This window comes from Bradyrhizobium forestalis, from assembly GCF_002795245.1.
GTDB lineage: Bacteria > Pseudomonadota > Alphaproteobacteria > Rhizobiales > Xanthobacteraceae > Bradyrhizobium > Bradyrhizobium forestalis.
Window position 1 is genome coordinate 1 of record NZ_PGVG01000043.1, and the last position, 15,515, is coordinate 15,515.

The following is a 15,515-nucleotide window of genomic DNA, read 5'->3' on the forward strand; positions in this document are numbered from 1 at the left end:
GGAGAATTTCCAGTCGGTCGAGACCTTGGAGCGGATGGTCGCGACCCAGCTGCAGCCGGCGACCGCGGCGTAATCTGCGCACCGATCTCTCTCCGGTGTCGTCCCTGCCTAGTGCGCAATTGCGCACGGGGCGCAGGGACCCATAACCCCAGGGAGAAGTTTGGCGAAGATTGGTCGTTCGGGATTGCGACCTGCTCCATCGATAGATTCCGCGGTATGGGTCCCTGCGCCCCGTGCGCAATTGCGCACTAGGCAGGGACGACACTGAGTGTGAGGCCGCGTCACCGCTCCTCACACGACCGCCATCACCCCTCCATCCCCGTTCCAAATCCGTCGCAAAACTGGCATAGCTTAACCAGGTCACATATGTCGGACAGGGTGGAGCAGGCATGACGCAGGCGGTATTGGGTATCATCGGCGGCTCGGGCATCTATGACCTGCCGGGCCTCGAGGGTGCGCGCGAAGAGGTGATCAAGAGCCCCTGGGGCGAGCCCTCTGCGCCCGTGCGGCGTGGCTCCATCGCCGGCCTGCCGATCGTGTTCCTGCCGCGGCATGACAAGGGGCACCGGCTGTCCCCCTCCGACATCAACTATCGCGCCAATATCGACGTGCTGAAGCGCGCCGGCGTCACCGACTTGATCTCGCTCTCGGCCTGCGGCTCCTTCAAAGAGGAACTGCCGCCCGGCACCTTCGTCCTCGTCGACCAGTTCGTCGACCGCACCCACAAGCGCGAGAGCTCGTTCTTCGGCCGCGGCTGCGTCGCGCATGTATCGATGGCGCACCCGGTCTCGCCGCGGCTGCGCATCCATCTTGCCGCGGCGGCTGAGGCCGAGGGCATCGCGATCGCGCGCGGCGGCACCTATGTCTGCATGGAAGGACCGCAATTCTCCACTTACGCGGAAAGCATGACCTACAAGACTCTTGGCTATTCCGTGATTGGCATGACCAACATGCCCGAGGCCAAGCTCGCGCGTGAGGCGGAGATTTGTTATGCTACCGTCGCGATGGTGACGGATTTCGATTGCTGGCATCCCGATCATGACGCCGTCACCGTTCAGGATATCATCCGCGTGCTGAACTCGAACGCCGACAAGGCGAAGGCGCTGGTGGCGCGGCTGGCCAAGGATTTCCCGCGCGAGCACGAGCCGTGCCCGATTGGCTCGGACCGTGCGCTCGACACCGCGCTGATCACGGCGCCCGAGGCCCGCGATCCCGAGCTTCTGAAGAAGCTCGATGCGGTGGCAGGACGCATCCTGCGGGCGTGAGACGAAAGGCAGAATGCCATGAAGGTCGACGGCAAGCATTTCCGTAGCATCTGGCGCGAGCGTGACGGCTGGTCGGTCGGCGCGATCGATCAGCGCCGGCTGCCGCACGAGTTCATCGTTGCGAAGCTGACGTCGTGTGAAGACGCGGCGGTCGCCATCCGTGACATGCTGGTGCGCGGTGCGCCGTTGATCGGCGCCACCGCCGCCTACGGCATGGCGCTCGCGATGCGCGAGGACGCGTCCGATGCCGGTCTGAAGCGCGCCTACGAGACGCTCGTCGTGGCGCGGCCGACCGCCATCAACCTGAAATGGGCCCTGGACGAGATGCGCGCGGCGCTCGCGCCGATCGATCCGCTGGAACGGGCCGAGGCCGCCTATGCGCGCGCCGACGAGATCGTCGAGCAGGACGTCGAGATCAACCGCGGCATTGCCGGCAACGGACTGAAGCTGATCGAGGCGATCGCGGCGAAGAAGCCGGGCGAAGTAGTCAACGTGCTGACCCATTGTAACGCCGGCTGGCTCGCCACCGTCGATTGGGGCACGGCGACCGCGCCGATCTACCTTGCACATGAGCGCGGCATCAAGGTCCATGTCTGGGTCGACGAGACGCGCCCGCGTAATCAGGGCGCCTCGCTCACGGCCTGGGAGCTCGGCCATCACGGTGTGCCGCACACGGTGATTCCCGACAATACCGGCGGACATCTGATGCAGCATGGCATGGTCGATCTCGCCATCGTCGGCACCGATCGCGTCGCCGCCAATGGCGACGTCTGCAACAAGATCGGCACGTATCTCAAGGCGCTCGCCGCGCATGACAACGGCGTACCGTTCTACGTCGCGCTGCCCTCGCCCACGATCGATTTCGCCGTTCATGACGGCATCAGGGATATCCCGATCGAGCAGCGCAGCGGCGTGGAGGTCACCGATATGACCGGCCGCACCGCGGACGGAAGGCTGGAGACGGTGCGGATCGTGCCGGAAGGCTCGCCGGTCGCGAACTATGCCTTCGACGTGACGCCGGCGCGTCTCGTCACCGGACTCATCACCGAACGCGGTGTGCTCAAGCCGGATCGCGCTTCGCTGGCGGGGGCGTTTCCGGAGCGGATTGCCGCTGCGGTGGGATAGGTTTGATTGGTCGATATCTCGCAATGACGGAGAATGACGCGCTAGCTCAGCCTCAGCCCCGTCGCCTTCTCGAGATCCGCGATCGCTTGCGTCCCACTCGTCACCTTGATCGTCGTCATGCCCATCTCGCGCGCTGGCTTCAAATTGACGCCGAGATCGTCGAGATACACGCAACTGTTCGGATCGACCTTCAGCGTCTCGACCATCATCCGGTAGATGCGCGGATCGGGCTTGCGCAGGCCGATCTTGGCGGATTCGATGACGTGATCGAACAGCACCATGACTTCGGCAATGTAAAGCGAGCGGCCGGTCATGCTGCCGATCGCGTTGGCCGGAAGGTTGTTGGTGATGCAGCCGGTCTTCAACTGCGCCTTGATGCGCTTCAGAGCCTCGACCATCTCTGGCCGCAGGTCGCCCTGGAGCAGCGGCAGCACGTCGCGTCCCCGCACCTCCGCGCCAAGCGCGAGCGATTCCGCGGCGAACAATTCGTCGAACGTCTCGATGTCGACCTCGGCCCGCTCGAACTTGGCCCAGGCGTTCTCCAGATGATTGGCGGCGTTGGTGCGCCGGATGATGTCGATGGGCAGGCCGCGCTCGGTCTCGAACCGCGCGAACGCCTCGAATGGTGAACTCGTCAGCACGCCGCCAAAATCAAAGATCACCGCCTCGATCGCCAATGTCCTGCCCTCGTCAATTCCTTTCCAAGAGGGCTAGCATGCGCTATCGGCAAGAGCCAGTCCGAAGCCGTCCCCTCCTTCACCGATGCTGACGCTAAAGCGTGTTCCCATGAAGAAGCTTGCCTCGTTCATCGCAGCAGCGCTGCTGCTCGCCACGCCCGCCCATGCCATCGTCGGTGGCGGCACGCCGCAGGCCGATGGTGTCGCGCGTGCCGTCGTCACCATCGTCGGCTCTCGCGGCAATTTCTGCACCGGCAGCCTGATTGCACCACGCGTGGTCCTGACGGTTGCGCACTGCGTGCAGCCCGGCGCCGACTACAAGATCGTCGATCGCGGTGCCGACGGCCAGCCGCAGTTGCTGAACGTCCGCACCGTCGCGATCCATCCGAATTTCAACATGCAGGCGATGCAGGCGCATCGCGCCACCGCCGACGTGGCGGTGCTGCAGCTGGAAATTCCACCGAAGGGAAAATCCACAGTGACTGTCGGCATGCCGAATATTCCAATTCAGGTCGGCAGCCGCTTCGTCATTGCCGGCATCGGCGTCACCGTTCGCGGCGAGGGCAAGAGCGGCGGCACGACGCGCGTTGCCGGCCTCGTAGCGACGGGACAGCCGGGCACGCTGCAGATCCGGCTGGTCGATCCCGTAACCAACGGTGTTCGTGATGGAATTGGCGCCTGCACCGGCGATTCCGGCGGCCCCGTGTTCGAGGACAAGCCGAATGGTCCCGTGCTCGTCGGTCTCATCAGCTGGTCGACAGGGCCGAGCGGCGCCGCCGGTTGCGGCGGATTGACCGGCGTGACGCCGCTGACGCTCTATCGCGACTGGATTTTGCAGACCGCGCGGAGCTGGGGTGCGGCACTGTGATTTGACCGCGACTTGATCTATGTCATTTTGAAGCGGAGGCGCGGCGGGTGATCATGCCCGTCGCGGAGGAAACGCGCCGTCCGGTCAAGGGCGGCCACAAAAACAAGCAAGGCATAGAAGCAACAATGAATGTCGCTGTTCGCAGTCACGCCACCACCAAGCAGGCCTCGGAACATTTCGACGTGCTGATCGTCGGCGCCGGCATCTCCGGCATCGGTAGCGCCTATCATATCGAAAAGCAGCTGCCGGGCACGAGCTACGTCATTCTCGAAACGCAGGCGACGTTTGGCGGCACCTGGAGCACCCATCGCTATCCCGGCATCCGATCGGACAGCGACCTCCACACCTTCGGCTACAGCTTCAAGCCCTGGGTCGGGCCGCCCATCGCGACCGCCGAGGAGATTCTCTCCTACATGAAAGAGGTGATCGACGACAACGATATCGCTCGCCACATTCGCTACAAGCACAAGATCAATTCCGCGAGCTGGTCGAGCGAACAGAATCTCTGGACCATCGAGGCGACGACCACCGATACGGGCGAGGCAAAGACCTTCACCGCAAATTTCCTCTGGATGTGCCAGGGCTATTACCGCCATTCGGAAGGCTACACGCCGGAATGGAAGGGCACGGACCGCTTCAAGGGCCGCATCGTCCATCCGCAGACCTGGCCGGATGATATCGATCTCACGAACAAGAAGGTCGTCGTGATCGGCTCGGGCGCGACCGCGGCAACGCTGGTGCCGAACATCGCGGACAGTTGCGTGCACGTCACCATGCTGCAGCGCTCGCCGACCTATTTCCGCCTCGGCCGCAACGCCATCGAGATCGCCGAGGAGCTGCGCCGACTCCAGGTCGACGAGGAATGGATCCACGAGATCGTCCGGCGCAAGATCCTGTTCGAGCAGGACGCGTTCACCAAGCTCTGCGTGGCCAAGCCCGAGCAGGTCAAGAAGGAGCTGATCGGCCAGATCAGCGCCGTGCTCGGCCCGGACTACGATGTCGAGAAACACTTCACGCCCAGCTATCGTCCATGGCGGCAGCGCATCGCCTTCGTGCCGGATGCCGACCTGTTCAAGGGCATCGCCAGCGGCAAGGCCTCCGTCGTCACCGACGAGATCGAATGCTTCGTCGAGAACGGAATCCAGCTCAAATCCGGCAAGTTGCTCGAGGCCGATGTCATCGTCACCGCGACCGGCTTCAATCTTGCCGCGCTCGGCGACATCGCCTTCGAGATCGACGGCAAGCCGCTCGCCTTTGGCGACACCGTCACCTATCGCGGCATGATGTTCACGGGCGTGCCGAACATGGTCTGGGTGTTCGGCTACTTCCGCGCCAGCTGGACGCTGCGCGTCGACCTCGTCGCCGATTTCGTCTGCAGGCTTCTCGGACACATGAAGGCCAAGGGCAAAAAGAAGGTCGAGGTGAGCTTGCGCCCCGAGGACCACAACATGCCGATCTTGCCCTGGATCGATCCGGAAAACTTCAACCCCGGCTACATGATGCGCAACATGAACCTGTTGCCCAAGCGCGGCGACAAGCCGGAATGGCAGCACAGCCAGGATTACTGGACCGAGAAGGACGAGATCCCGAAGACGGATCTGGACGACAAGGCGTTCGTGTACGGGTGAAGCGCATAGTAGCGTAAGGGGCGGTCGCGACCGCCACATACTCCGCTGTCGTCCCTGCGAAAGCAGGGACCCATAACCCTAGGGAGGAGTTTGGCCAAGATTCGTGGTTCGGTATTGCGACTGCCCAAGATCGAGAGAGCACGCGGTATGGGTCCCGGATCAGCGCTCCGCTTCGCTGCGCTTGTCCGGGACGACACCGTTTGTTGGCTGGGCGGTGTCCCGACTGACTCGCAATGCGGCTACGAATTCCGCCTCGTCGCATTCGCGGCAATCGCGGCCGCCGCGGTCCGGTTCTCCACACCGAGCTTGGCGTAGATCTGCTCCAGATGCTTGTCGACCGTGCGCGGGCTGAGGCCCAGAATTTGCGCGATGTCGCGGTTGGTCTTGCCCTTGCTGAGCCAGGCTAGCACCTCTCCCTCGCGGGTGGTGAGGCCGAGCTCGCTGGTGAATTCGGGAGGCAGCGCGGTGCCGGACTCCCTGGAGAGCCGCAGCAAAAACTCGTTCGGTGCGGTCTCGCCCATGTAAAAGAGCCGAAGTTGCGGATTGTCGGGCAAGAAAGCGCCTTGAGACTTCGCGCTGCCCTTGGCCCTGGCCTGCTCCAGCCATTGCAACAGTGCTGGCGGCAGGACGAAGTCGTCGGCCTGCGCGCCGTGATGATCGGACAGCAGCTTCTGTGCCTGCGGCGTCGCCCAGAGCAAATGGCCCTGCCGGTTGACCGCGAACAGGAAGCGGCCGGAGACGTCGAGCGCGGCGCGCGCGCTCTGGGTCAGCCGGGCATTGCCGAGATGGACGCGGATACGAGCCAGCATCTCCTCGATCACGATCGGCTTGGTCACGTAGTCGACGCCGCCGGCTTCCAGTCCACGCACGATGTGCTCGGTCTCGGCAAGGCCCGTCATGAAGATCACGGGGACGTTTGCGAGACCCGCATCGCGCTTGAGCCGGCGGCAGGTCTCGAAGCCGTCGATGCCGGGCATCACGGCATCGAGCAGAATGATGTCAGGCGTGAGCTGGTCGATGATGCGCATCGCCGCGGCGCCGTCGAGCGCCACCATGACCGTCATGCCGGCGCCGTCGAGCGCATCGGTGAGCAGCCGCAGCGTCTCCGGGGAATCATCGACAACAAGCGCGACGTCGCGCTTCTTTGGTTCAATGCTCATAAGCATGCAACGTCTTCAATGTGTCCATGTACTGGTCGAGATCGAAGCGATCGACCAGCGACCGCATCTGCGCGACGAAGTCGGCATGTTCAGGGTGCTCGCTGCCGATCTCGTCCAGCTTCAACTGGATGCCCTTGACGTAGCCGATCTGGCCGAGACCGATCAGCGCCTCGATGTGTCGCAGCGGCGGCTTTGATCCGGTCTCGGGGTGCCAGAGCGGGACCGCGACCTCGTCCGAACCGTATTGCCATTCGATCTTCAGGAGCTGGCGGATCGTCTCCAAGAGCCGCGGGATGTCGATCGGCTTCATCAGGTAGCCGTCGTGGAAGGGCTGCGCCAGCGGTGCGCCGTGGGCCTCGATCGCGCTTGCCGACACCATCAGGATGCGCGCTTGATGATGGCCGCTCGCGCGCAAGGCCTCGGCGACCGCCCAGCCGTCCATGGCAGGCATCGAGATATCGAGCAGGAACAGATCGGGCCGGCAATGCTGTGCCAGTGCAAGGCAGCCCGCGCCGTCGGGCGCGCTGAGCAGGATGAAGCCGAGCGGCGTCAGCACCTCGCGCAAGAGGTCGCGATGCACGGGATCATCGTCGGTGACGAGGATGGTCTTGCGCGCGCCGTGATAGCCGGAGACCGGCGCCTCCACCGGCGCGATGCGCTGGGGATTGGTGACCTCCGAGAGCAGGATCTTGACCTTGAACGTTGAGCCGGTGCCGACCATGCTCGTGACCTTGATGTCGCCACCCATGACGCCGGCGAGCAGGCGGCTGATCGTCAGCCCCAGGCCCGTTCCTGTCTGCGGCTGCGCGACACCGAGCGCGCCGCGTTCGAACGGCGCGAAGATGCGCTCGAGATCGTCGCCCTGGATGCCCGGGCCGGTGTCGATCACCTCGAACTCGGCGACGGGGCTGCGATAGTGCACGACGAACTGCACGCTGCCGGTCTGGGTGAATTTGATGGCGTTGGAGAGCAGGTTGATCAGCACCTGGCGCAGCCGCTTCTCGTCGGCATAGACGACGACCGGCAGATGCGCGGGTCGCCTGAACACGAAATCGATGCCCTTGGCCGCGGCCTGGAGGCGGAACATGCCGACGAGCTGGTCGAGGAATTCGCTTAAGCGCCCCTCGTCGCGCGACAGATACAGCCGCCCCGCCTCGATCTTGGAGATGTCCAGGATGCCGTCGATCAGGCCGGAGAGGTGGTCGGCGCTGCGGCGGACGACGCGGACCTGGTCGCGCGGCTTGGTGCTCAGCGTCGTATCCTGCTCGAGCAGCTGGGCATAGCCGCTGATCGCATTCAGCGGCGAGCGCAGCTCGTGGCTCAGGCCCACGACGTAGCGGCTCTTGGCGAGGTTGGCGGATTCGGCGACTTCCTTGGCACGTTGGAGCTCGGCATCGGTGCGCTTATGCGCGTCGATCTCCTGGATCAGCAGCGCCGTCTGACGCCGCGTCTCGGCCTCGGCGGCGCGGCGGCTCTGCTGCGCCAGCACGAACAGCCACGCCACCACGCCGATGATGATGCTGAGCGAGAAGAACACCTTCCAGAGCACGTTCGAGACCAGCATGTTCTCGCCGTGCACGCTGGCGGAGGTCTGGAGATAGATCAGTCCGAGCACCAGCGCGACGAGGCCGGCGGAGACCACGAAGACGCCGACATAATGGCCGAACTGCGAGTTGACCCGCGCGTAGATCGGCTGCGGCAGGATCTTGCCGAGCGCCTCGGCAAACTGCGCCTGCGCCCGCCCATGCGGCTTGCAGAGATCATGGCAGCGGGCGTCGAGCGAGCAGCACAGCGAGCAGATCGGACCGGCATAGGCCGGGCAGGAGGTGATATCCTCCGGCTCGAAGCTGTGCTCGCAGATACAACACTGGATCGCCTCGATATTGGCCCAGCTCCGCTTCGGTTTGCGTGCGATGTAGAATTTTCCGTCCGTCAGCCAGGCGATCACGGGCGCGGTGACGAAGGCGACCGTCAGTGCGACGAAGGCGGCCAGCGCCTTCATGGTCGGGCCGAACAGGCCGTAGAACGCCGCGATCGAGACGATGATCGCGAGCATCATGGCGCCGACACCGACTGGATTGATGTCGTAGAGGTGCGCTCGCTTGAACTCCATCTGCGGGGGACGCAGGCCGAGCGGCTTGTTGATCACGAGGTCGGACACCAGCGCGCCGACCCAGGCGATCGCGACGTTGGAGTAGAGCGCCAGCGTCTGCTCCAGCGCCTTGTAGACGCCGATCTCCATCAGCAGCAGCGCCACCATCACGTTGAACACCAGCCAGACCACGCGACCGGGATGGCTATGGGTCAGACGCGAGAAGAAATTCGACCAGGCGATCGAGCCGGCATAGGCGTTGGTGACGTTGATCTTGATCTGCGACAGGACCACGAAGATGCCGGTCAGGGCCAGCGCGAGGTCCGGCTCGGACAGCACGTATCGAAAGGCCACGAGATACATATGCGCGGGCTCGGCGGCCTCTTCGGGCGGCACGCCATGGCTCAGCGCAAAGAAGGCCAGGAACGAGCCGGCCAGGAGCTTCAGCGCGCCGAGCACGATCCAGCCCGGCCCCGCGCTCATCAGCGCGATCCACCACGATGCCTTGGAGGCGCGGCGGTCGCGCGGCAGAAACCTGAGGAAGTCGACCTGCTCGCCGATCTGCGCCACCAGCGAGAACACCACGGACGACGCCACGCCGAACAGCAGCAGATCGAATTGCCCGTTGAGATCACCGTGCTCACCGGAGAACTTGCGCCATTCCGTGAAGGAGTGCGGGCTGGCCCAGGCGATCGCGACAAAGGGCAGGATGTGCAGAATGATCCAGAGCGGTTGCGTCCAGAGCTGGAAGCGGCTGATCAGCGTGATGCCGTAGGTCACGAGCGGGATGATCGCCACCGCGCTGATGAGGTAGCCGATCGGGCGCGGAATGCCGAGGCACATCTCCAGCGCGGTCGCCAGGATGACCGCCTCGACCGCGAAAAAGATGAAGGTGAAGGAGGCGTAGATCAGCGAGGTGACGGTCGAGCCGATATAGCCGAAGCCGGCGCCGCGGGTGAGGAGGTCGATGTCGATGCCGCATTTGGCGGCATGATAGGCGATCGGCACGCCGCAGCAGAAGATGATGGTGGAGACGACGAGGATCGCGGCCGCGGCGTTGGTGACGCCGTAGTTCAGGGTGATGGTGCCGCCGATCGCCTCGAGCACCAGGAAGGAGATCGCGCCGATCGCGGTGTTGGCGACGCGGGCGGCGGACCACCGCCGCGCGCCCTTGGCGGTGAAGCGCAGCGCGTAGTCTTCCAGCGTCTGGTTGGCGACCCATTGGTTGTACTGGCGCCTGACGCGGTCTATTCGCTGCCGCCCTGCCACTCTTTACCCCACTCCCGATACGGACCCGGAGCCCTCGCAAATTCCGTACCAAAAGCCTACGTCGGCATTTTGCGGTGCAGTATACGCGATCTTGCGTATGCTTGGGCTGCATAAATTCGAGCCATCCTCACGGCACCAATCGCGTGTTCTCGAACAAAAGTGGGGTGCTCATGTCAGACGAAGCAAACAAGGGCCTGTTGTCGCCGCTCCGGCGCAAACTATTGATGGGAATGGCCGCCGTGCCGGCCATCACGATGCTGCCGCGGGCGTCCTTCGCGCAGGCCCCGGCGACCTCGGCGGTCAACACCACGGGCCTTGCGGTCACCGACACCGAGGTCACGGTCGGCATCCTGCATTCGGCGACCGGCACCATGGCGATCTCCGAGACCGGCTCGATCGAGGCCGAAAAGCTCGCCATCGAGCAGATCAACGCCATGGGCGGCGTGCTCGGCCGCAAGATCAAGTTCATCCAGGAGGACGGCGCCAGCGACTGGCCGACCTTCGCCGAGAAGGCCAAGAAGCTGCTGGTCAACGACAAGGTCGCGGCGATCATGGGCTGCTGGACCTCGGCCTCGCGCAAGGCGGTGCTGCCGGTCATGGAGCAGTATAACGGCATGCTCTATTACCCGACCTTCTACGAAGGCCTCGAGCAGTCCAAGAACGTCATCTACACCGGCCAGGAAGCAACCCAGCAGATCCTCGCCGGCCTGAACTGGATCGCCAAGGAGAAGGGCGCCAAGACCTTCTTCTTCATCGGCTCCGACTACATCTGGCCGCGCACCTCGAACAAGATCGCGCGCAAGCACGTCGAGAACGTGCTGAAGGGCAAGGTCGTCGGCGAGGAGTACTATGCGCTCGGCTCGACCCAGTTCAACTCGGTCATCAACAAGATCAAGCTGACCAAGCCCGACGTGATCTTCACCGACGTCGTCGGCGGCTCCAACGTCGCCTTCTACAAGCAGCTCAAGGCCGCCGGCATCGACCTCGCCAAGCAGCCGCTGCTCACCATCTCGGTGACCGAAGACGAGATCGACGGCATCGGCGGCGAGAACATCGCGGGCGCCTATGCCTGCATGAAGTATTTCCAGTCGCTCGACAATCCCAACAACAAGACCTTCGTGCCCGCGTTCAAGAAGATGTGGGGCGAGAAGACCGTGATCGGAGACGTCACCCAGGCTGCCTATCTCGGCCCGTGGCTGTGGAAGCTGACGGTCGAGAAGGCCGGCTCCTTCGACGTCGACAAGATCGCGGCGGCCTCGCCCGGCGTCGAGTTCAAGGGCGCGCCGGAAGGTTATGTGCGCATCCACGAAAACCATCACCTCTGGTCGAAGACCCGGGTGGGCCGCGCCAAGCTCGATGGCCAGTTCGAGCTGATCTACGAGACCGCTGATCTCGTCGAGCCGGATCCGTTCCCGAAAGGCTACCAGTAAGCCGCGGTATCCGTCGCGCTTCCCTCAAGTTCAAGGCTCTCCCTGGCGTGGATCGCAAGTCCATGCCCAAGACCCCCGCGTCGCGAATCTGCATCGCGACGCGGGACCTATTCCCCGACGGAGGACATCGATGTTCGGCGACTATTCGATTGGTGACCTTGGCTCCATCTTCGTCATGCAGGGGTTTGCCGGACTGATCCTGTTCTCCGTCTACGTCCTGATGGCGCTGGGGCTCGCGATCATCTTCGGCCAGATGGGTGTCATCAACATGGCCCATGGCGAGTTCATGATCCTCGGGGCCTACGTCACCTGGATGACGTCTAATCTCTTCCAGAGCTACTTGCCGAGCCTGTTTGGCGGCTACTTCTTCCTGGCGATGATCCTGGCCTTTGTCGCATCCGGCGCACTGGGCATGCTGGTGGAGTGGGTGTTGATACGACACCTCTACAAGCGTCCGCTCGATACGCTGCTTGCGACCTGGGGCCTTAGCCTGATGCTCCAGCAGGCCTATCGCTCCGTGTTCGGCGCGCGCGAGGTTGGCGTCGAGCTGCCGCAGTGGATGCTGGGCTCGCTGCACGTGACCGACAGCATTGAAGTTCCGATCAACGGCGTCTTCGTGATGGGTCTCACCGTTCTGATCACCATCGCCGTAGCTTACGTCATGTTCAAATCGCGCTGGGGCCGCCAGGTCCGCGCGGTCGTGCAGAACCGCATCATGGCCGGCGCCGTCGGCATCAACACCGAGAAGGTCGACCGCTACACGTTCGGCCTCGGCTGCGGCATCGCGGGCGTCGCCGGCAGCGCCTTCACCATGATCGGCTCGACCGGGCCGACGTCGGGACAGCTCTACATCGTCGATACATTCCTGGTCGTCGTGTTCGGCGGCGCCGCGAGCCTGCTCGGCACCATCGCCTCCGCCTTCTCGATCTCGCAGACGCAATCCACCCTCGAGTTCTTCATGTCGGGCTCGATGGCCAAGGTGCTGACGCTGCTCGCCGTCGTCGGAATCCTGATGCTGCGGCCGCAGGGGCTGTTCGCCCTCAAGGTCCGCAAGTGAGAAATGGGGCTGATGTTATGACCGACAATCGGTTCTTCAATCGATCGGAGCTCATCGGAATTCTGGTGCTCGCGGTCTTCCTGGTGGTGGTCCTTCCGCTCACGCTGGATGTGTTCAGGCTCAACCTCGTCGCAAAATACCTGACCTATGCCTTCGTCGCGCTCGGTCTCGTCATCTGCTGGGGCTATGGCGGCATCCTGAGCCTCGGCCAGGGCGTGTTCTTCGGGCTCGGCGGCTACTGCATGGCGATGTTCCTGAAGCTCGAGGCTTCGAGCGTGGAGAACACCAAGATCCAGTCGACACCCGGCATTCCCGACTTCATGGACTGGAATCAGATCACGGCGTTGCCGTTCTTCTGGAAGCCGTTCAACAGCCTCACCTTCACCATCGCCGCCATCATCCTCGTCCCCGGCATCTTCGCGCTGATCATCGGCACCGCGATGTTCAAGCGCCGTGTCGGCGGCACCTACTTCGCCATCATCACCCAGGCGGTTGCGGCGATCATGACGATCCTGATCGTCGGACAGCAGGGCTACACCGGCGGCATCAACGGCATGACCGACCTGCGCACGCTGAAGGGATGGGACATCCGGCCTGATCACGCCAAGATCGTGCTGTACTTCTTCGAGGTCGGCTGCCTGTTCGCGTGCATCATGATCGCGCAGTTCATCCGGCACTCCAAGCTCGGGCGCATCCTGGTCGCGATGCGCGAGAAGGAGGATCGGGTCCGGTTCTCCGGCTACAGCGTCGCGAACTTCAAGATCTTCGCCTTCTGCATCGCCGCCGTGTTCGCCGCGATCGGCGGCGCCATGTTCGCGCTCAATGTCGGCTTCATGTCGCCGTCCTTCGTCGGCATCGTGCCGTCGATCGAGATGGTGATCTACACCGCGGTCGGCGGCCGGCTGTCGATCCTCGGTGCGATCTACGGCACGCTGCTGGTCAACTTCGCCAAGACCAGCCTGTCGGAAACCTTCCCCGAATTGTGGTTGTTCGGCCTCGGCGGCCTGTTCATCGCCGTGGTCCTGGCCTTCCCGAACGGCCTTGCCGGGATCTGGGGCGACTATGTGCAGCCGCGCATCGATCGCCTGATCGCCTCACGCAAATCGAAACCCGACGGCTGGACCGACAGCTCGGTCGCCGACGGCGCCCCGGCGGAGTGAGGAGATCGTCATGCTGATAGGTCACCACGATGCCGATGCCACGCTGGCAGTGAGGAGATAGGTCATGCTCGTCGGTCATCACGATGCCGATGCCACGCTGGCAGTGGGGAGATAGGTCATGCTCGTCGGTCATCAGCCCAAGGAATTCCTGCTCGCCGTGGAGGCGCTGACCGTGTCGTTCGACGGGTTCAAGGCAGTCAACGATCTCTCCTTCTACGTCGACGAGAACGAGATCCGCGTCATCATCGGTCCCAACGGTGCCGGCAAGACCACCGTGCTCGACCTGATCTGCGGCAAGACCAAAGCCACGTCCGGCTCGATCCAGTTCCGCGGCAAGGAGCTGACCCGGATGAGGGAGAACGAGATCGTCAAGACCGGGGTGGGGCGCAAGTTCCAGAATCCGTCGATCTATGACGACCTCACCGTGTTCGAGAATCTGGAGATCTCGTATCCGCGCGGCCGCTCGGTGTTCGGCGCGCTGACCTTCACCCGCGACGCCGCCGTGCGCGACCGGGTGCACGAGGTCGCCGAGATGATCTTCCTGAAGGATCGGCTCAACATGAATGCCGATCTGCTCAGCCACGGCCAGAAGCAGTGGCTCGAGATCGGCATGCTGCTGATCCAGGATCCGGACCTGTTGATGCTGGACGAGCCCGTCGCCGGCATGAGCGTCTCCGAGCGCGCCAAGACCGCCGAGCTGCTCAACCGCATCATCAAGAACCGTTCCGTGCTGGTGATCGAGCACGACATGAAGTTCGTCGAAGACATCGCGCACAAGGTCACCGTGCTGCACCAGGGCCAGATCCTCTCGGAGGGCACCATGGAGAAGGTGAAGAACGATCCCAAGGTCGTCGAAGTGTACCTGGGGCATTGAGATGACGAAGTTGGTCGAACCCGCCGCGGCAATGACGGTCCACCTCTCCCATAGGGAGAGGTCGAATTGCTCCTTGCGATGCGAAGCATCGTCAAGAGCAATTCGGGTGAGGGGCTTGGCTCGCTCGCGGGGCCTGCGCCCCCTCACCCGGCGCTACGCGCCGACCTCTCCCCGGTGGGGAGAGGTGAAGAGACACCGAGTCTAGGAGACGCGACGATGCTGGCAATTTCCGATCTCCACGTCGCCTACGGCCAGAGCGAGGTGCTGCACGGGCTCAACGTCAAGGTCGCGCCCAACGAGATCGTCGCGATCATGGGCCGCAACGGCATGGGCAAGACTACGCTGATGAAATCGCTGATGGGCATCCTGCCGGCGAAGAGCGGCTCGGTCAGCATGAACGGCGCCGAGCTCGGCTCCTTGCCGAGCTACGAGCGCGTCGCCAAGGGCCTCGCCTATGTGCCGCAGGGCCGCATGATCTTCTCGACGATGACCGTGAAGGAGAACATCGAGACCGGCCTCGTCGTCTCCGGCGGATCGGAGGTGCCTGAAGACATCTACGAATTGTTTCCGGTGCTGCTGGAGATGAAGGGCCGCCGCGGCGGCAATCTCTCCGGCGGCCAGCAGCAGCAGCTTGCGATCGCGCGCGCGCTCGCGACCAAGCCGAAGGTGCTGCTGCTGGACGAACCGACCGAAGGCATTCAGCCCTCGATCATCAAGGAGATGGCGCGGACCCTCAAGCGCATTCGCGACGAGAAGGGGCTCTCGATCGTCGTCTCCGAGCAGGTCCTGAGCTTCGCGCTCGACATCGCCGACCGTGTTCTGGTGATCGAGAACGGCGAGATCGTGCGCGACGATCCGCGCGATGCCGTCGATGCCGCGCAGGTCTCGAAATATCTGTCCGTCTAACCAA

Annotated in this window: 12 protein-coding genes and 1 pseudogene; 10 read left to right on the forward strand and 3 right to left on the reverse strand. The window is 63.7% G+C overall.

Annotation, left to right across the window (positions count from 1 at the left end):
* From CVM73_RS41690 to mtnA, 3 genes and pseudogenes are all read left to right on the forward strand, one after another.
* A pseudogene (locus tag CVM73_RS41690) lies at positions 1-73 on the forward strand (phosphopantetheine-binding protein); the annotation flags it as partial.
* 316 nt (positions 74-389) lie between these two features.
* Positions 390-1,265: an S-methyl-5'-thioadenosine phosphorylase gene (locus CVM73_RS32640; RefSeq protein WP_100235882.1), complete on the forward strand. Its 876-nt coding sequence runs from the start codon at positions 390-392 to the stop codon at positions 1,263-1,265.
* Between the two features lie 18 nt (positions 1,266-1,283).
* Complete coding sequence (gene mtnA / locus CVM73_RS32645) at positions 1,284-2,390, forward strand: S-methyl-5-thioribose-1-phosphate isomerase (RefSeq protein WP_100235883.1); 1,107 nt, start codon at positions 1,284-1,286, stop codon at positions 2,388-2,390.
* A gap of 41 nt (positions 2,391-2,431) precedes the next feature.
* On the opposite strand, the gene CVM73_RS32650 is transcribed toward mtnA, so the two are convergent.
* Positions 2,432-3,067 carry an HAD-IA family hydrolase gene (locus CVM73_RS32650; RefSeq protein ID WP_167407183.1) on the reverse strand — a complete coding sequence of 212 codons (636 nt, stop codon included), beginning with the start codon at positions 3,065-3,067 and terminating at the stop codon, positions 2,432-2,434.
* A gap of 109 nt (positions 3,068-3,176) precedes the next feature.
* Between CVM73_RS32650 and CVM73_RS32655 the strand changes: the two genes are divergently transcribed.
* Entirely contained in the window at positions 3,177-3,935 is a 759-nt protein-coding gene (locus CVM73_RS32655; RefSeq protein ID WP_100235884.1) for a S1 family peptidase, read from the forward strand.
* Positions 3,936-4,060: 125 nt separating this feature from the next.
* Complete coding sequence (locus tag CVM73_RS32660; protein ID WP_167407184.1) at positions 4,061-5,563, forward strand: flavin-containing monooxygenase; 1,503 nt, start codon at positions 4,061-4,063, stop codon at positions 5,561-5,563.
* 239 nt (positions 5,564-5,802) lie between these two features.
* Here CVM73_RS32660 and CVM73_RS32665 read toward each other — a convergent pair whose 3' ends face one another.
* Together CVM73_RS32665 and CVM73_RS32670 are read right to left on the reverse strand one after the other, a co-directional pair.
* On the reverse strand, positions 5,803-6,729 hold the full coding sequence (locus CVM73_RS32665; RefSeq protein ID WP_167407185.1) for a response regulator: 927 nt from the start codon (positions 6,727-6,729) through the stop codon (positions 5,803-5,805).
* Positions 6,713-10,084, reverse strand: a complete 3,372-nt coding sequence (locus CVM73_RS32670; RefSeq protein WP_100235886.1) for a hybrid sensor histidine kinase/response regulator — start codon at positions 10,082-10,084, stop codon at positions 6,713-6,715. The genes CVM73_RS32665 and CVM73_RS32670 overlap by 17 nt, the downstream gene beginning before the upstream one ends.
* Before the next feature lie 170 nt (positions 10,085-10,254).
* On the opposite strand from CVM73_RS32670, the gene urtA reads away from it, so the two are divergent.
* The 5 genes from urtA to urtE all read left to right on the forward strand — a co-directional run bounded on the left by urtA (position 10,255) and on the right by urtE (position 15,511).
* Positions 10,255-11,514, forward strand: coding sequence for an urea ABC transporter substrate-binding protein (gene urtA, locus CVM73_RS32675; protein ID WP_100235887.1), 1,260 nt, complete (start codon positions 10,255-10,257; stop codon positions 11,512-11,514).
* A gap of 130 nt (positions 11,515-11,644) precedes the next feature.
* Positions 11,645-12,571, forward strand: coding sequence for an urea ABC transporter permease subunit UrtB (gene urtB, locus CVM73_RS32680; protein ID WP_100235888.1), 927 nt, complete (start codon positions 11,645-11,647; stop codon positions 12,569-12,571).
* A 17-nt stretch (positions 12,572-12,588) separates the two neighbouring features.
* Positions 12,589-13,731 (forward strand): urea ABC transporter permease subunit UrtC, encoded by a 1,143-nt coding sequence (gene urtC, locus CVM73_RS32685; RefSeq protein WP_100235889.1) that lies wholly within the window; start codon positions 12,589-12,591, stop codon positions 13,729-13,731.
* A 118-nt stretch (positions 13,732-13,849) separates the two neighbouring features.
* Complete coding sequence (gene urtD / locus CVM73_RS32690) at positions 13,850-14,605, forward strand: urea ABC transporter ATP-binding protein UrtD (protein ID WP_100235890.1); 756 nt, start codon at positions 13,850-13,852, stop codon at positions 14,603-14,605.
* A 216-nt stretch (positions 14,606-14,821) separates the two neighbouring features.
* Positions 14,822-15,511 (forward strand): urea ABC transporter ATP-binding subunit UrtE, encoded by a 690-nt coding sequence (gene urtE / locus CVM73_RS32695; RefSeq protein ID WP_100235891.1) that lies wholly within the window; start codon positions 14,822-14,824, stop codon positions 15,509-15,511.
* Positions 15,512-15,515 lie beyond the last annotated feature (4 nt).